This is a genomic window from Mesorhizobium sp. M0751, from assembly GCF_040320265.1.
GTDB lineage: Bacteria > Pseudomonadota > Alphaproteobacteria > Rhizobiales > Rhizobiaceae > Mesorhizobium.
Genome location: NZ_JAMYPH010000009.1, coordinates 166172 through 181411, shown reverse-complemented (window position 1 = coordinate 181411; position 15240 = coordinate 166172). Strand labels below are relative to the sequence as shown.

The following is a 15240-nucleotide window of genomic DNA, read 5'->3' as shown; positions in this document are numbered from 1 at the left end:
CGCAGGGGCTTGCAAAAACCGCTATTTGAGGCCAGCCTAGGCCGAACATGGCACGTCTGTCACCCAAACACCTTCTGACTATGCTGCTCGCGGTCGTCTTGACCGCCGGGTTCAGCCTGTCCGCCGCCCAGGCTGCCGTCATGTCGGCCAGGATGGCGATCGACAGCCGCATGGTGATGGCCGCAGATGCCGGCACCACCGGCGCCGACATGGCCAAGATGGCCGATGCCAAGGGCGGCGACTGCAGCGCTTGCCTCAAGAGCTCAGCCGACAACGACAAACCGATGCAATGTGCGCCGACCTGCGTCGCACCGGTTCTGGCGGTGCTGCCGCAAGCTCTCCCCGTGACGGGACTGCCGCAGGCCGAGCTGCCGCCGGCGCTTCCCGCCGCGTTCCTGCATGGGCGAAGTCTGCTTCCCGAGCCATTCCCTCCAAGACCCAGCGCTCTCGTCTGACGCCGTTCTGCCGTTTCCGCGGTTGATCGACGGCGTCTGATCGCCCGCTTGCGTGTACCGCGCAGCGGGCGCGGCAGCAATTCAATCGATGTCGCGACGTTCGCCGTCGGTTACCGCAGGGGTCACAAGGGTGAATTCCGTTTCAAGTCCGTTCATAACGCGCCGCAAATTCCTGTTTGCGGCAGCGAGCATTGCCGCCTCCGCAGCGATCCGCCCTGCACTGGCTACCGACGAACACCGGATCAGGGTGGCGCCGGGCCAGGCACGGCTCACCGGCCCCGATGGTCCGCGCACTCCGGTATGGGCCTATGATGGCACGGTCCCGGGCCCGACACTGCGCTTGCGCCAGGGGCGGCCCGCTCGCATCGTCGTCGAGAACGGACTGGGCGAAGACACCACGGTTCACTGGCACGGCATCCGGCTGCCGAACGCGATGGACGGAGTACCCGGCCTGACGCAGAAGCCGATCAGGCCAGATGAAAACTTTACTTATGAATTCACCCCGCCCGATGCCGGCACCTTCTGGTATCACCCGCACGCCAACAGCCTGGTTCAGCTCGGTCGTGGCCTTGCCGGCGCGCTGATCGTCGAGGAGGCCGAGCCGATCGCCGTCGACCGCGACATTCTGTGGCTGCTGCAAGACTGGCGGCTTGCGGCCGATGGACAGATCGCCGCCGGCTTCGGCAGCGCGATGGATGCCGCCATGTCCGGCCGCGTCGGCGGTCTCGTGACCCTCAACGGCGCGCGCCCGGCGGACCAGAAGGTGCGGACCGGCGAGCGCCTCCGGCTGCGGCTGGCCAATGCATCGCTCGCCCGCATCATCGCCCTGAGCTTCGAAGGCCACCGGCCGGTTGTCATCGCCATCGACGGCCAGCCCTGCGATCCGCACGAGCCTGAAAGCGGCCGCCTGGTGCTGGCGCCTGCGATGCGCGTCGATGTCCTGCTCAACCTGCAGGGCGACCCCGGCAGCCGGCACGCGGTGATCGACGATTACTACGATGGCCTCGCCTACACCCTGACCACGCTCGCCTACGACGCCGGAGCGCCGCTGCGCGACCATCCTCTCGATGCGCCGCTTCGCTTGCCGGCCAATCCGCTGCCGGCCCCCGACCTGGCCAAGGCCGAACGGCATGAAATCGTCCTGCAGGGCGGCATGATGGGCGGCGGCAAGCTGGCCGGCGTCGGCGGCATGATGGGCATGGCGATGCACGGCATGAACGGCGCCGCCGCCTGGGCAATCAACGGCATGTCGATGACCGGCGACGGCCACGCTGGAATGGCGCCGCAGTTCACGCTGTCACGCGGCGCCACCTGCCGTCTCACCATGCGCAACGAAACCGCCTGGTGGCACCCCATGCACGTCCACGGCTTCAGCCTGTCGGTGCTTTCGCGCAACGGCTCGCCGGTACCGCACCGGCAATGGCAGGACACGGTGCTGCTCGCCCCCAAGGACACGATCGAATGCGCCTTCGTTGCCGACAATCCCGGTGACTGGATGCTGCACTGCCATGTCGCCGATCACCAGATGGCCGGCCTGATGACAGTGTTCCGCGTGACCTGAAAGTTTTTTATCCAACCAAGGAGAACTGCAATGAAACTGACCTACCGCCTGGCCACACTGTCCCTGTTGATCGCAACGCCGCTGCCCGCCTTCGCCGCCACCATCAACGCCGTCATGTACAAGAACCCGCAATGCAGCTGCTGCGAGTCCTACGCCAACTATCTCGAGCACAACGGCTTCAAGGTCGATATCAAGCCGGTCGACAATCTCTCTCAGATCAGCAGCGATGCCGGCGTGCCGGCCGACCTCGAAGGCTGCCACACGCTGATGGTCGACGGCTATGTCGTCGATGGCCTGGTGCCGGTCGAGATCGTCAAGAAGCTTTTGACCGAACGCCCGGCGATCACCGGCATAACGCTGGCCGGCATGCCGACGGGCGCTCCGGGCATGGGTGGTGAGAAGCAAGGCCCCTTCGTCGTCTACGCCTTCACCAAGGACGGCAAGGCGCCCACCGTCTATGCGACCGAGTGAGGCTGTTGTGAGCAAACTGGCCATGGTCCTGATTGGCATGCTGCTGGCATTTTTGCTGCCGGCATCAGCCGCCGAGCCACCGCAGAACTTCGTCGTTAACGAGGCGCCCGTCCCCGTACCGGAAATCAGCTTCGAGGACGGCAATGGCAAGCCGAAAACGCTTGCGGATTTCCACGGCAAGGTCGTGCTGCTCAACATCTGGGCGACGTGGTGCGCGCCCTGCCGCAAGGAGATGCCGACGCTCGATCGTCTGCAGGCCAAACTCGGCGGTCCGGATTTCGAGGTCGTCGCGCTGTCCATGGACCGCGCCGGTCCTGAGATTGTGAAGAAATTCTTTGCCGAGATCGGCATCAAGCTCCTCGCCCTCAACATCGATGTCTCGGGCAAGGCAATGTTTGCCATCGGCACCGTCGGCCTTCCGGCAACCCTGCTGATCAATCGCGACGGCAAGGAGATCGGCCGGCTGATTGGGCCGGCCGAATGGGACGCGCCCGACATGGTCGACTTCATCCGCAGCCGCATCGCCGCCGAGTGAGAAAGGAACAGATATGTCCGGGTTGAAGGCTCGCTGCGTCGCGTCGGCTTTGAACGAGTGGAGGTGTTTGCTGCTGGGCGTAATTGCCATTGCGGCGCTGGCCGCGGGCTTGTCGTCTCAGGCCCAAGCCCACTCACTCGACGAAATCGACGCCATGCTTGAGGGCGACGAGAAATATTTCCAGACGATCGATAAGCCGGCACCTGATTTCACGCTGCGCACCGCCGATGGGCGTGTCGTGCGAACGGCAGACCTGCGCGGCAAGGTGGTCGTCCTCCACTTCATCTACACATCGTGCCCGGATGTCTGTCCCCTGCATGCCGAGAAGATCGCCGATATCCAGAACATGGTGAACGGCACGCCGATGAAAGGCCAGGTCACCTTTGTGACCATCACCACCGACCCGACCAGGGACACGCCAGACGTGCTCGGCAAATACGGGCCGGCGCACGGGCTCGATCCCGTCAATTGGCTGTTCCTGACCACGACCCCGGATCAGCCGGAGGATGCGACCCGGAAGCTGGCGGAAGCCTTCGGCCACAAGTTCACGCTGACGGATGATGGTTATCAGATGCACGGCACCGTCACCCATGTGATCGACAAGGAGGGCCGCTGGCAGGCGAATTTCCATGGCCTGAATTTCGCCGCGGTCAATCTCGTCACCTTCGTCAATGCGCTCACCAACAATGTCGAGCGCCCGCACCATGAGCCGGAAACGGGATGGTGGGCGAAGATCAAGGGCATGTTCTGAGGCACCATTCGCACGTGCCGGCGGTCCGGCGAAACAGAGGAAGGAGAACCCTGTGACCCACGAGTCCAATTCATTGAGCGGAGCCATCGGCAAAATGGCCCGTGCCTTAACGCTGGCCAGCGCGACGATCTGGCTTGCGCTCGGTCTCCCCAACCAGGCGATCGCCGCGGGCGAGATGTCCCAGGACCAGTTCGACCAGCGCGTCCACGATTATATCCTGGCGCATCCCGAGGTCGTCATGGAGGCGCTGCAGAGCCTCGATGCCCGCCAGCGCGAGGCCGCGGCAAAAGAGGCGAAAGCCGCCCTGGCGGCCAGGGCCGACGAGATTTTCCGGGACCCGGCGAGCCCGGTCGGCGGCAACGCCGAAGGCGACGTCACCATGGTCGAGTTCTTTGACTATAACTGCCCCTATTGCCGGCAAGTTGCGCCGATCATCGCGCAAGCCATGGCCGACGATCCGCAGCTCAAGATCGTCTACAAGGAATTCCCGATCCTCAGCACGGATTCCGTATTTGCTTCCAAGACGGCTCTCGCCGCAGTGCGCCAGGGCAAGTACATGGCATTCCACAAGGCCTTGTATGCGGTGAAGACGCGGGTGACCGAAGCGGTCGTGCTGAAGGTCGCTGCCGACGTCGGGCTCGACGTGGCTAAAATGAAGACCGACATGCAGCGGCCCGATATCCAGGCGTCGATCGACAGGAATACGCAACTGGCCCAGGCGCTGAAGATCAGCGGAACGCCAAGCTTCGTCGTTGGCGAGCAGATTTTCCCCGGCGCGACCGACCTGGCAACGATGAAGAAACTGATCGAGCAGGCGAGGAACAGCAAATGAGCCGGATATGCTACCCAACCCGGCGGACGGTTGTTCTGGGCAGCGCCTTTGGCGTCGCTGCGGTCGTCGGCTTGCTCAAGAGGCCGGATTTGGCGATCGCCGCGGAGGATTCCGATCTGGTGCGCCGTTTCAAATATCTCAGCCAGAACGGCAACAGCACGTGTTCGGCCAAGTTCACGGAGTCCATCGCCACCATGCCGGCGATGTCGCGGATCACGGGCTCGTGCTGCAGCCCTATGGAGACGAAGCGCTATGCCGAGCAAGTGAGCGGCCTGGCCAAGTACCGGGAGATCGCGATGATCCCCAGCGATCCGTACGACATTCCGGCCGGCATCGCACAGAAGATGCTGCCCTACTACGATGTGAAACTCTCCGGCGACGAGCAGCAGGCCTATGACTATGCGATGGCCAATTCCAACGAGAAAGGCCCATGCTGCTGCCCATGCTGGCGCTGGAAAGTGTATGGGGGATTGGCGAAGTTCCTGATCCGCGAGCACGGTTTCACCGGCAAGCAGGTCGTCGACGTCTGGGATCTCTCGGACGGCTGCGGCGGAGGTTTGTAAGACGACCAGGACGTGGTGGACACTCCGGTTGGCAGGACACGGCGGCAGGGCGGCCGATCGGGTTTCCTCGTCGTCTTGACCGAATTCCCCGGCGAGCTAATTGCCTTCGCAGTCGCCGATGCTTACCGACGAAGGCGGGCCTTCACTGACCGTAAAGGTGATGGCAATGATGAATGGTCCAATGGGTACATGGATGATGGGCGGCATGGCGCTCGTCTGGGTCCTGGTGTTCGTCGCGCTCTTGCTCGCGATTGCAGCGCTGGTCAAATACCTGCGAACCTGAAGTCGTAGTCAGGTATACGACTATGTGATGGCAAATTCCGGGGAGAAGGGGCAACCGCTGCCATCTGTGGCGGTGGCATGTAAGGCGAACCAGCGCAGCACGACGCCCCACCCTCGTCAGGCAAGGCCTGGAACCGGCTTGGTCTTGCCGCTCAGTTGCGCGCCCAATGTCAGTGCCTGCGGGAAATTCCGGACGATCGCCGCCATCAAGGTGGCGCTGCCGGGGCGAAGGGCAGTTCCGGCAAGGGCCGCGGCGGCGTGGACCCGTGTCGAGAACAGTCTTTTCCAGGCCACCTCATAGCGTCTGGCGGCGGCCTCGCGCCCCGCCCGGCCACTTGGCGCGGATGCGAGTTCGCAAGCCAGCAGCCAGCCGGACTGAAGCGCCATCGAGATGCCCTCGGCGATGACAGGATGAGACTCTCCAGCCGCATTGCCGACGCGGAAGATGTCCCCTTCGTAGCAGGCGCGAATTCCCGGCCGGATCGGACCTGCGGCAAGCCACGGACCGTCGAGAAGCGCCGGTTCCAGGGCGTCTCTCGCGCCCCGGCATGAGTCCACGACATGGCGGGAGACCGCATCGGCGGCCGACACATGGCTCCGGTGTCTGGGGCCATGTTGTTTACGCAACCGCGCGAGCATATCGCGGCGAATGCAGCACGAGATCGACAAGCGGCCATGATCGGCCGAAACCATGCCGCCATAGCCGCCGGGAAAGGCCAGCAGAGGCATCAAATCCGGCGCGAGCGACGACCCGGTGAAATGCGCCTTGAAGCCGAGCAGGTCCGACGGCCTATTGGTCTTTGCGAGCTGGCTGGGCAATGGTCCGGGTTCCCAGGAGCCGTGTGCGGCGACAATCACCGGTGCACGCAACATCGCCGTTTCATCTCCGGCCTGAATTTGCACCCGTTGCATCTCGCCATCCCGGTGGATGGCGACGGCGCGGCAGGGCTGAAAGATTTCGACACCCGCCGATCGCGCCGCCAGCAAAAGCAGAGAGTCGAGAATGTCGCGGCCGAGCGCCCGGCCGAAGCTATCTTTTGCACGAAGCCCAGCCTCTGCACGTGGCATTGCCGCCTCGACGCAGGTCTCGCCGGAAAACAAGCCGACGCGGCGGATTTCGGGGCCGGCATTGGCGCGCCAGGCATCGCCGATCTCCAGCCGGTCGAGAAGCGCAAGATTGCTTGCCGAGATGTATTCGCCGCAGACCTTGCGGCGCGGGAACGCGGTCTTTTCCACAATCGCCACGGCCCATCCGCGCCGGGCCAGCGTGAGCGCGACGGAGGTGCCCGCCGGGCCGGCACCGATGACGATCGCGTCATGGGTCGACAATCCGGTCATGGCTCGACACTGGCGCTGGCGCCGACGAAGATGTGGGAAAACAGACCGGCGCGTCGTTCCTCGACCGGTTTGCCGTTGGCCGCAAGCCAGAGGCTGGAAAGCTCGCTGCCGCGAAAGCCGGCACGCACGCTTTGCGCCGCGTCGTTTCGTGTGACGTCGTTGGCGCCGATTGCCGGCAGAAGTCGGATCGCTGCCAGCGCCAGTTTCGCCCGCAGCGGCTCTGTCGCGATGAGCAACGGGGCTTTCGGCCTGATCAGCGAAAACAGGCGCACGAGCTGTGCGTCATCGAGATGATGCAGGAACAGATTGACGGTGACGGCGTCGAACCGTGCGCCCTCGATCTTTCCTGCCCAGTCGAAGACATCGGCGGCGACGCCTTCGGCCCTCCATCCCAACCTGTCAAAATCACTGCGCAATTGCGCAGTGACGAGGTCGACGCGGTCGAGCATTACCAGTTCGACCCCGGACCAATGCCTGGCCATGCGCCGCGCGACCGCCAGCATGAAGGAGCCATCGCCGGCGCCGATCTCCAGAATGCGGCGTGGCGGCTTTGGCACAAACCTCTTGAGCAACGACGTCATGATCGGCACCTGAAACATCAGCATATTGATGCGCCGAAGGTCGCGGCGCGCGGTCAGCGCTCGCGGATCGTCGGCCGCAAGGCCGTCGAGGATTTCCGGCGCAAGCTGCCGGTGCTCCAGGCCGCTCATGACACGGTTCGAAAGAGCATGGTTTCGGCCGTCAGCCCGGGACCGAACGACATGCCGCAGCCGAGCAGGCCGGGTGCCGCCTTCAACATCTCTTTCATCACGAACATGACGGTCGCAGACGACATGTTCCCATACCGGCGCAACACCTCGCGCGACGCTTCCAGCGCGGTGGGTTCCAGTTCCAGCGCTCTTTCGACGGCGTCGAGCACCGAACGTCCCCCTGGGTGCACGGCCCAAAGGTCGATGTCTTCCGCCGATCGACCGCCGAGGATGGCGGCCTGGTTGCTCCGCAACGCTTCATGAATCGCTGCCGGCACCTGGCCGGAAAGAACCATTTCGAAGCCGTGGTCGCGAATGTTCCAACGCATCAGGTCCCGCCGTTCCCTCGCCACCAGGCAGTGAAAGCTATCGAGCTCGATGCCGGCCGGCTCGGCAGTGATGAGCGCAGCCGCACAGCCGTCTCCCCAGAGGCAGAACGACAGCAGTCTTTCCAGCTCGGTGGTTTCGCGCAGATGCATCGTGCAGAGCTCGATATTGACCAGCAGTACCTTGGCCTGCTGCTCGGAGCGGACGATGTGGCGGGCCAATTTGAGGCCGTTGATCGCCGCATAGCAACCCATGAACCCGATCATCGTGCGTTCCACGCTGGCCGGCAGGCCGCAACGCGCAACCAGCTCGAGATCGATGCCCGGCGCTGAAAAACCGGTGCAGGTGGTGACGATAAGATGGGTGATGCGGGAAGCGTCGTCGCCAAGCTGCAATCCGTCGATGCCCTTTTGCGCCAGAACGGGTGCGGCATCGTCGAACATCGCCATTCTCATCGCCGTTCCGGGAAACGCGCCGCGGATAAAGGTCCCGGCCAGGTCGGCGGATGGTCCTTCGGGATCGGACGCCGGCGCAAAGCAGGAATAGCGGTGCTCGATGCCGGCAAGATCGGCCATGCGTTCGAATATCCTCCGGCGATCGGCCGCGAGCATGGAGGCCGCGAAACGCAGGTAGAATTGATGAACCTCGTGCTCCGGCACCGCTGTCGCGATCCGGTTGATATAGGCCTTGACGGGCATGTTCTGTCTCCTCGGCGTCTGCACGGTGTAGCGTCGGGCCACCGCCGGAGGGGTTGCTCATCGGTACCCGGTGTCGAACGCCGGGTTTTGAGCACTGTTCGGTAAACGTTTCCGAGAACTGATTTCTTCCCGAAGGTTCAGTGTGCGCTGTTGGCAGGCAAACGGTTGGAGCGGGCGGGCGGTTGCGTCGGGCATCCAAAATCGCCACATCAGGTTGACCTTCCATCTACTGGAATGTCTATTTCTTCCGACAAAGGAGATTTCCGCCATGAACATCGGCGTCGCATCCGAGAAATCCGGCCTGCCGGCCAAGACGATCCGTTACTACGAGGATATCGGGCTCTTGCACCCGGCCCGGACCGACAATGGCTATCGCGATTACTCGACGGCCGATATTCACCGGCTGCGTTTCCTGCAGCGCTCGCGAAGCCTGGGGTTTTCGGTCGACGAATGCCGCCAGCTGCTCTCGCTGTACCAGGACAGGGAACGTGACAGCGCCGACGTGAAGGCGATCGCGAAAGCCAAGCTGGTGGAGATCGACAGGAAGATCGCCGAACTGGTCGGATTGCGCGGCTTGCTCCACCATCTGGTCAGTCACTGCCACGGCGACGAGCGGCCGGATTGCCCGATCATCGACGAGCTGGCGGGACAAGGCGTGGCCCAGTGAGGCTCGCAGCCGCTGTCACGGTGCTGTCGCTTGCCTGCGTCTCTGTCGTGCTCGCTGCCGCCCATTCGAGCCGTGATGCGGTCATCGAGGCTCGCCAGGCGTCGATGAAGGAGATGGCCGCCGCCGCGAAGACGATCGCCGGGATGTTCGACGGCAAGCGGGCGTACGACGCCGCGGCTTACAAGGCGGCGGCCGAGACCATCCGCGCCCGCACCGGCCCTGCCTTGATTGCCGAATTCCCCAGCGCGACATTGGGTGCGCCTTCAGGCGCCAAGCCGGATATCGACCCCGCCCGCGCGGAGTTCGAAGCACTGGCTCGTCATATCGGGACGCTGGCCAGCGCCCTGGCCTCCGACGCCGAGCGGGCGCAGCCTCGCATCACCGACGATATGAGAATGGGTTCCGGCCTGGCAATGGGCGGTGGCAGCCTGCTTGGCAAGCGACCATCACTCGCGGAAGCCGATCCCACTAAATTGCCGGCGGAGCACCTCCTGCATCTCATCTTGCAGGATTGCTCGAGCTGCCATTCCAAGTTCCGGCAAAGGACCATGTGAAAGCCCACCGATCCGCGAGATATATTGCTGCAGGACCGGATGGCTGCTTGGTCGGGTGCGGCGCTGGACTACAAGCCTTGGCTGATCGAGCGTGACCACCTGTTCTCAGCCGTTGACACGATCGATGGCGATGGCGGCACAACGCGCGGCTTGCTGCTTTTCGTAACACTGTTCGGGACAGCGACAGGACGCGCGTCGTTCCAGGGCGACAATAAAAGTCCAATGTCGGCAAAGTGGTGGGACCGGACGTTCTCAATGCGGCTTTAAGAGCGAAGCTGAACGGACGCGATCAGTTCGCGCTGTCACGCGAGACCAACATCACAGTCGGCGGGTCATCTGCGACGACGTCCAGACAGGTCGATCCAGTCACGCAGCGAAAGTGTTTCGCTCCCCGATAGCTGTCTTTAATCGCGGGTTGATGGAGTAGAAAGTCAGCACCTTCGACCTGATAGAGAAAATGCTCCCCAATCAGCCCTTGTCGGGTTATTGGCAGATCCTCGAGGTTCAAGACGTGCTCGTCGCACATTCTCATAACATAGCTGGCATGAAAGTGGACACGAAGCGCCTTGGTTTTATCGTGTGGCACGATGAACGTCGCCAAAATCGCGTTGCCGTCAGAGCGAAGGCTGATGAGGTCGCTGACGCTGCTTCTGATTGGCGTGTCTAAGGGCAACGGTATATACAGAACCAAGAGGCCTCCGGCGGATGACGGTCAACGAGTGGTCGCAAGCAGTCAGTCCATTTATCATTATATGACCTAGGCCGTCGACCTAATGTCCCGGCCCGGCGCTTAACTCGATGCGGCGCCATGCGGCCGGCGATATCCCACTGAGCGCTTGAACTCGCGCCCGAAATGACAGACGTCGCAGAAACCGCAGGCCTCGGCGACCTCGGTCAGCTTACGGTTGCTCCGCACCAGCAGCGATTGCACCTGCATCAGCCGCTCACGCATCAGCCACTGGTGCGGGCGTGTCCGCAGATTCTTTTGGAATAACCTGGAATAACCGCCGGATCTGCGAGGGGCCGAGGGCCGGCAACACGAAGCTGGTCCGCCGCCGTCCAGGCGCTTCCGGGTTCGCCGCGCATGCGACCGGCATTCTTTGTCGTCAGCTCCGCTGCAGCTGAGCCGCCATGAAATTGCGCCAGCCGCCGAAATGCGAAATCTCCTCTGCATCGGTAAGGCCGGCACTTTCAACGAGGAAGCCTTTCGGCGAAGTTCCGTCATCGAGCAGAAGCGTGCCGATGCCGAGCGGCGGCGGGATCGCGGCAACAAAGCGGCCGAACGCTTGCGGCGACAGCCGCCAGACTTCGACCTCGATCGCTATGCCCTTGCCGTTGCAGCTGCGCTCTAGCCCCGGCCGCGGCACCGACTGGCCGGCAAGCGCGTAAAGCCGATAGAGCGGCGCCGTTCTTGCAGCCCGGGCGAAACTTGCGCCGAGCTGCTGCAGCTGGCCGTTCAGCGCCATTCCCGATAGATGCGCACCGACCACGGCCAGCTCGATCGTGCCTTCATCGACGTCCACGCAAACATCGCCACTCGGCGGCTGCGGCCAGATGGTGGCGCCCAGCGCAAGGCGGCTTGCCGCATGGACATCGCGCGCAAGCGACGCCGTCAGATGGTCCTTGCCGGCCGCGGCAAGCAAGGTGACGCTCATCGGCAAACCGTCGCTACGAATTCCGGCCGGCACGGCAATGCCGCACATGTCGAGCAGATTGACGAAATTGGTATAGGTTCCGAGCCGGCTGTTGGTGACGATGGGGTCAGCCAACACCGCTTCAACCGTGTAATGGGTCGGCGCGGTCGGCACACAGAATAGGTCGACCGAGGCGACGACCGGCGCCAGCCTCGCCTTGTAGGCCTGCAAGGCGTAGAGCCCGTTGAAGGCGTCCGCGGCGGAAAGTTTTCGCGCGCCGCCGATGATCTGTCGCGTCACCGGATGCATGGCGGCCTCGTTGGCGTCCATGAAGTCCTTGATCGCAGCATAACGCTCGGCCACCCAGGCGCCTTCATAAAGCAGATTGGCCGTGGCGTAGAAATCGCCGAACGGGATTTCGACCAGCCTGCAGCCCAGCGTCTCCAGCGAGGCAAGGGCGGCCTCGAAGCCCGCCTGCATCGCCTGGTCGCCAAAAAAGGTCCAGTCGGCCCTGGCCGGCACGCCGACAGTCAGCACGGGTGGGCGCGCAAGGCCCTGGACGCCGAGGTCACGCGAATAGGGATCGGCGTCGTCCTTTGCCGCCGCCGCCTCGAACACGTGGTAGGCGTCGTCGACGGTGAGCGCAAAGACCGAGACGCAGTCGAGCGTGCGGCAGGCCGGCACGACGCCGGTGGCCGACAGCGCGCCGACGCTCGGCTTCAGCCCGACGATGTTGTTGAGGCCGGCGGGGATGCGCCCCGAACCGGCGGTGTCGGTGCCGAGCGCGAACGAGACGATGCCACGCGCCGTCGCGACGGCCGAGCCGCATGAAGAGCCGCCCGGCACAAGTTTCGGGTCGATCGCATTCCTCGGGATCGGATAGGGCGTGCGCACACCGACCAGGCCGGTGGCGAACTGGTCGAGATTGGTCTTGCCGACGACCAGTGCGCCGGCGGCCTTGAGCCGCGCGACGACGGTGGCGTCTTTCGCCGGCAGGTAGGCATATTCGGCGCAGCCGGCCGTGGTCGGCATGCCGGCAACATCGATGTTGTCCTTGACCGCGAATGGCACGCCCCACAGCGGCTTTGCCACGGGGTCGAACGGGCCGAGCTTTTCTGCTTCGGCCAGCATCTCCGCCCTGCTCGCCAGATGGATGAAGATGCCGGGGTCATCGGCCGCCGCGAGCCGCGCATGGACCGTATCGATCACTTCGCCGATGCTGACGCCGGCCTGATAGGCAGCGTGCAAGCTCGCTATATCGAAGCGGATGTCGCTCATTTGGCCTCGCCCAGAATGACTACCGGCAGGTTCCACTGGATGAGTACGACGCAGCCGTCTTTTGTCCACACCGAATGCTCGGTTCCGACCGGGTTCAGGATCAGGCTGCCCGCGGCATGATCGCCGTTCTCGTCGCTCTGGGTGCCTTCCAGCACAAGGATCGTTTCCAGCCCGGCATGGCGATGACGCGGCACGCCGGCGCCGGGCCGGTAGTTCAGGATCGCGACCGACGGTTCCGTCGGTCCACCCTTGAGCAGCCAGTGCGCCGCAATGCCATCGCGGAAATGCTCGAACGCCAGATCGCGCCAGCCACCATTGAGAAGGCCGGCAAAGGCAAGGTTAGGCATTGGCAATCCCCTCGAGCACCTGGTCCGTCGTCGCGGTCCAGCCGACGATGGCGCCCTGCGCCCTGATCATCGCCAGCGCGGCCGCCTTGAACTCCGGAAAATAGCTCTCCGTCGCGTCCTCTGCCAGCAGGCATTCATAACCGCGGTCGTTGGCCTCGCGCATCGTCGTTTGCACGCAGACCTCCGTCGTCACTCCGGCAAAAACCAGTTGCTGTGCGCCGAGCCGCTTCAGGTCGTCGCCGAAGCTGGTGGCATAGAACGCGCCCTTGCCCGGCTTTTCGATGACGATCTCGCCAGGCAAGGGGGCAAGTTCATCGAGGATCGCCGTCCCCGGTTCGCCGACGATCAGCACACGGCCCATCGGCCCGACATCGCCGATGCGGATCGACGGATTGCCGCGATTGCGTTTGGCCGGCGGCAGATCCGAAAAATCTGCCTTGTGGCACTCCATCGTGTGGATCACCGGCAGGCAGGCGGCGCGAAACCCCTCGATCAGTCTCTTCACCGTCGGGACGATCGCCGTGACCCGGCTGACGTCGTTGCCGAGGCTGGCGCCGAAGCCGCCGGGTTCAGCGAAATCGCGCTGCATGTCGATGACGACCAGCGCTATCGCCTCAGGCTTGAAGGCGAACGGAAACGGCAGCGCCTCGATCTCCGCCATCAGTGATGTCCCGCCATGTGCTCGCCGATCGTCTGCACGCTCGCCTGCGCGATCGGCGTCTCGTAGACCAGCGCGCCGTCCGACATGACGAAGATGCGGTCCGAAAGCTCGAGCAGCTCGTCGAGGTCCTCCGACATCAAAAGCACCGCGGCGCCGGCATTGCGCGCCTTCATGATGCGGGCGCGGATTTCAGCGACGGCGGAGAAGTCGAGGCCGAAGCAGGGGTTCGACACGATGAGCAAATCGACCTCGCCGGTCAGTTCCCGCGCCAGCACCGCGCGCTGCACATTGCCGCCAGACAGCGACGAAATCGGCGAAGCGAGCGACGCCGTCTTGACCTTGAACTGTTCGACCAAACGAGCCGCGTAGTCCCTGATCGTGCTCATCCTGATCCAGTTGATCGGCTTGCCGGCCTCGTTGAGGTCGAAGGTCCGGAAGGCCATGTTTTCCGCCACCGTCATCTTCGGCGCGCAGGCATTGCGCAGCGGCTCCTCCGGAATGAAGCGGACGTTGAGCGTGCGCGCCTCGCTGCGGCTGGCGCCGTAGGGCGACCCTTTCACCAGAACGTCGCCACCATTGCGCGTCCGCTGCCCGGCAAGGACTTCGAGAAACTCCTTCTGGCCGTTGCCGGAGATGCCGGCGACGCCGACGATCTCACCGGACTTCACATCGAGCTCGCCGATGTCGATGGTTTTCAAGCCGGTGCGGTCAGGCGCCTTCAGCGACTTTACCGTCAGCACCTGCCTGGCGCCGGCCGGCACCGGCGCGCGGCTGTCGAGTGCTGCAATCGGCTGGTCGCCGATCATCATCGCCGCCATCTGCTTGTGCGAAAGCTCCGAGACTTTGCCGGTTCCGGTCAGCCTGCCCTTGCGCAGCACGGTGATGTCGTCGGCAAAGGCCGTCACCTCGTGGAATTTATGCGAGATCATCAGCACGGTGAGGTCGCTTGTCCTGGTCATGTCGCGCACCAGGCCAAGCACCTCCTGCGCCTCGCCGGGAGTGAGCACCGAAGTCGGCTCGTCGAGCACCAGGAAACTGCGGCCGAGATAGAGCTGCTTGATGATTTCGAGCTTCTGCCTCTCGCCCGCGGCAAGCTCGGCAACCTTGACGTCGAGCGTCAGCTTGAACGGCATGCGCTGCATGAATTGCGCAAGTGCGGCGCGCTCCTTGCGCCAGTCGATGACGCCCGGCACCTTCTCGCGCGAAATGACCAGGTTCTCCGCGCCGGTCAGCGACGGGACGAGCGTGAAATGCTGGTAGACCATGCCGAGCCCGAGCGCCGACGCATCCTTGGGGCTGGCGATCGCGACCTCGCGGCCATCGACCAGCATGTCGCCCGAGGTCGGGTGGTAAAAACCCATCATGCATTTGACAAGCGTCGATTTGCCGGCGCCGTTTTCGCCGAGCAGCGCATGAAACGATCCCGCCGGCACCTTGATCGAGACGTCGTCCAGCGCGGTGAAGGCGCCGAAGCGCATGGTCATGCCGATGGTCTCGACGCCGACGGCTTTCTTGCCGATGCTTCCACTCAAGATCG

Annotated in this window: 20 protein-coding genes; 11 read left to right on the top strand and 9 right to left on the bottom strand. The window is 63.9% G+C overall.

Annotation, left to right across the window (positions count from 1 at the left end; genetic code table 11):
• The first annotated feature begins 47 nt into the window (after positions 1-47).
• The 8 genes from NKI19_RS16415 (at position 48) to NKI19_RS16380 (ending at position 5451) form a co-directional block, all read left to right on the top strand.
• Positions 48-455 (top strand): hypothetical protein, encoded by a 408-nt coding sequence (locus tag NKI19_RS16415; protein WP_352489906.1) that lies wholly within the window; start codon positions 48-50, stop codon positions 453-455.
• Positions 456-585: 130 nt separating this feature from the next.
• Positions 586-2016 carry a multicopper oxidase family protein gene (locus NKI19_RS16410; RefSeq protein ID WP_352489905.1) on the top strand — a complete coding sequence of 477 codons (1431 nt, stop codon included), beginning with the start codon at positions 586-588 and terminating at the stop codon, positions 2014-2016.
• A 30-nt stretch (positions 2017-2046) separates the two neighbouring features.
• Entirely contained in the window at positions 2047-2487 is a 441-nt protein-coding gene (locus tag NKI19_RS16405; RefSeq protein ID WP_352489904.1) for a DUF411 domain-containing protein, read from the top strand.
• A gap of 7 nt (positions 2488-2494) precedes the next feature.
• Positions 2495-3022 (top strand): TlpA family protein disulfide reductase, encoded by a 528-nt coding sequence (locus tag NKI19_RS16400; RefSeq protein ID WP_352489902.1) that lies wholly within the window; start codon positions 2495-2497, stop codon positions 3020-3022.
• A gap of 67 nt (positions 3023-3089) precedes the next feature.
• Positions 3090-3773, top strand: a complete 684-nt coding sequence (locus NKI19_RS16395; RefSeq protein WP_352489901.1) for an SCO family protein — start codon at positions 3090-3092, stop codon at positions 3771-3773.
• A gap of 94 nt (positions 3774-3867) precedes the next feature.
• The gene (locus NKI19_RS16390; protein ID WP_352565379.1) at positions 3868-4605 is read left to right on the top strand and encodes a DsbA family protein; all 738 of its coding nucleotides are present in this window, start codon (positions 3868-3870) and stop codon (positions 4603-4605) included.
• Positions 4602-5168, top strand: a complete 567-nt coding sequence (locus NKI19_RS16385) for a hypothetical protein (protein ID WP_352489899.1) — start codon at positions 4602-4604, stop codon at positions 5166-5168. Before NKI19_RS16390 ends, NKI19_RS16385 begins: the two co-directional genes overlap by 4 nt.
• Before the next feature lie 118 nt (positions 5169-5286).
• Entirely contained in the window at positions 5287-5451 is a 165-nt protein-coding gene (locus tag NKI19_RS16380) for a hypothetical protein (protein WP_352565380.1), read from the top strand.
• 116 nt (positions 5452-5567) lie between these two features.
• Here the strand turns inward: NKI19_RS16380 and NKI19_RS16375 are convergent, their stop codons facing one another.
• From NKI19_RS16375 to NKI19_RS16365, 3 genes are read right to left on the bottom strand one after another with little or no spacing between them, the layout of a single operon-like run.
• Complete coding sequence (locus NKI19_RS16375; protein WP_352565381.1) at positions 5568-6788, bottom strand: NAD(P)/FAD-dependent oxidoreductase; 1221 nt, start codon at positions 6786-6788, stop codon at positions 5568-5570.
• Positions 6785-7498, bottom strand: a complete 714-nt coding sequence (locus NKI19_RS16370) for a methyltransferase domain-containing protein (RefSeq protein WP_352489897.1) — start codon at positions 7496-7498, stop codon at positions 6785-6787. The genes NKI19_RS16375 and NKI19_RS16370 overlap by 4 nt, the downstream gene beginning before the upstream one ends.
• Positions 7495-8562 carry a type III polyketide synthase gene (locus NKI19_RS16365; protein ID WP_352489896.1) on the bottom strand — a complete coding sequence of 356 codons (1068 nt, stop codon included), beginning with the start codon at positions 8560-8562 and terminating at the stop codon, positions 7495-7497. The genes NKI19_RS16370 and NKI19_RS16365 overlap by 4 nt, the downstream gene beginning before the upstream one ends.
• A gap of 268 nt (positions 8563-8830) precedes the next feature.
• Here NKI19_RS16365 and cueR point away from each other — a divergent pair, with 268 nt between their 5' ends.
• The 3 genes from cueR to NKI19_RS32845 are packed head-to-tail and all read left to right on the top strand — an operon-like array spanning position 8831 to position 10050.
• Positions 8831-9229: a Cu(I)-responsive transcriptional regulator gene (gene cueR / locus NKI19_RS16360; RefSeq protein ID WP_254819466.1), complete on the top strand. Its 399-nt coding sequence runs from the start codon at positions 8831-8833 to the stop codon at positions 9227-9229.
• Complete coding sequence (locus NKI19_RS16355) at positions 9226-9783, top strand: cytochrome c (RefSeq protein WP_352489895.1); 558 nt, start codon at positions 9226-9228, stop codon at positions 9781-9783. Before cueR ends, NKI19_RS16355 begins: the two co-directional genes overlap by 4 nt.
• Positions 9784-9807: 24 nt before the next feature.
• Positions 9808-10050: a hypothetical protein gene (locus NKI19_RS32845; protein ID WP_502899295.1), complete on the top strand. Its 243-nt coding sequence runs from the start codon at positions 9808-9810 to the stop codon at positions 10048-10050.
• Positions 10051-10072: 22 nt separating this feature from the next.
• Here the strand turns inward: NKI19_RS32845 and NKI19_RS16345 are convergent, their stop codons facing one another.
• The 6 genes from NKI19_RS16345 to NKI19_RS16320 form a co-directional block, all read right to left on the bottom strand.
• Entirely contained in the window at positions 10073-10474 is a 402-nt protein-coding gene (locus NKI19_RS16345; RefSeq protein ID WP_352489894.1) for a hypothetical protein, read from the bottom strand.
• A 99-nt stretch (positions 10475-10573) separates the two neighbouring features.
• Positions 10574-10735, bottom strand: coding sequence for a helix-turn-helix domain-containing protein (locus NKI19_RS16340; protein WP_352489893.1), 162 nt, complete (start codon positions 10733-10735; stop codon positions 10574-10576).
• A 154-nt stretch (positions 10736-10889) separates the two neighbouring features.
• Positions 10890-12695 (bottom strand): allophanate hydrolase, encoded by a 1806-nt coding sequence (atzF, locus tag NKI19_RS16335; RefSeq protein ID WP_352489891.1) that lies wholly within the window; start codon positions 12693-12695, stop codon positions 10890-10892.
• Positions 12692-13042 (bottom strand): cupin domain-containing protein, encoded by a 351-nt coding sequence (locus tag NKI19_RS16330; protein ID WP_352489889.1) that lies wholly within the window; start codon positions 13040-13042, stop codon positions 12692-12694. The genes atzF and NKI19_RS16330 overlap by 4 nt, the downstream gene beginning before the upstream one ends.
• Positions 13035-13703 (bottom strand): cysteine hydrolase family protein, encoded by a 669-nt coding sequence (locus NKI19_RS16325; RefSeq protein WP_352489888.1) that lies wholly within the window; start codon positions 13701-13703, stop codon positions 13035-13037. Before NKI19_RS16325 ends, NKI19_RS16330 begins: the two co-directional genes overlap by 8 nt.
• Positions 13703-15235 (bottom strand): ABC transporter ATP-binding protein, encoded by a 1533-nt coding sequence (locus NKI19_RS16320; RefSeq protein ID WP_352489887.1) that lies wholly within the window; start codon positions 15233-15235, stop codon positions 13703-13705. Before NKI19_RS16320 ends, NKI19_RS16325 begins: the two co-directional genes overlap by 1 nt.
• Positions 15236-15240 lie beyond the last annotated feature (5 nt).

Excerpts from the sequence above, each read along its gene's own strand:
- NKI19_RS16375 (WP_352565381.1), bottom strand. The coding sequence starts at position 6,788 with ATGACCGGATTGTCGACCCATGACGCGATCGTCATCGGTGCCGGCCCG.
- NKI19_RS16370 (WP_352489897.1), bottom strand. The coding sequence starts at position 7,498 with ATGAGCGGCCTGGAGCACCGGCAGCTTGCGCCGGAAATCCTCGACGGC.
- NKI19_RS16380 (WP_352565380.1), top strand. The coding sequence starts at position 5,287 with ATGCTTACCGACGAAGGCGGGCCTTCACTGACCGTAAAGGTGATGGCA.
- NKI19_RS16385 (WP_352489899.1), top strand. The coding sequence starts at position 4,602 with ATGAGCCGGATATGCTACCCAACCCGGCGGACGGTTGTTCTGGGCAGC.
- NKI19_RS16325 (WP_352489888.1), bottom strand. The coding sequence starts at position 13,703 with ATGGCGGAGATCGAGGCGCTGCCGTTTCCGTTCGCCTTCAAGCCTGAG.
- atzF (WP_352489891.1), bottom strand. The coding sequence starts at position 12,695 with ATGAGCGACATCCGCTTCGATATAGCGAGCTTGCACGCTGCCTATCAG.
- cueR (WP_254819466.1), top strand. The coding sequence starts at position 8,831 with ATGAACATCGGCGTCGCATCCGAGAAATCCGGCCTGCCGGCCAAGACG.
- NKI19_RS16405 (WP_352489904.1), top strand. The coding sequence starts at position 2,047 with ATGAAACTGACCTACCGCCTGGCCACACTGTCCCTGTTGATCGCAACG.
- NKI19_RS16330 (WP_352489889.1), bottom strand. The coding sequence starts at position 13,042 with ATGCCTAACCTTGCCTTTGCCGGCCTTCTCAATGGTGGCTGGCGCGAT.
- NKI19_RS16340 (WP_352489893.1), bottom strand. The coding sequence starts at position 10,735 with ATGCGTGAGCGGCTGATGCAGGTGCAATCGCTGCTGGTGCGGAGCAAC.
- NKI19_RS16365 (WP_352489896.1), bottom strand. The coding sequence starts at position 8,562 with ATGCCCGTCAAGGCCTATATCAACCGGATCGCGACAGCGGTGCCGGAG.
- NKI19_RS16390 (WP_352565379.1), top strand. The coding sequence starts at position 3,868 with ATGGCCCGTGCCTTAACGCTGGCCAGCGCGACGATCTGGCTTGCGCTC.
- NKI19_RS16415 (WP_352489906.1), top strand. The coding sequence starts at position 48 with ATGGCACGTCTGTCACCCAAACACCTTCTGACTATGCTGCTCGCGGTC.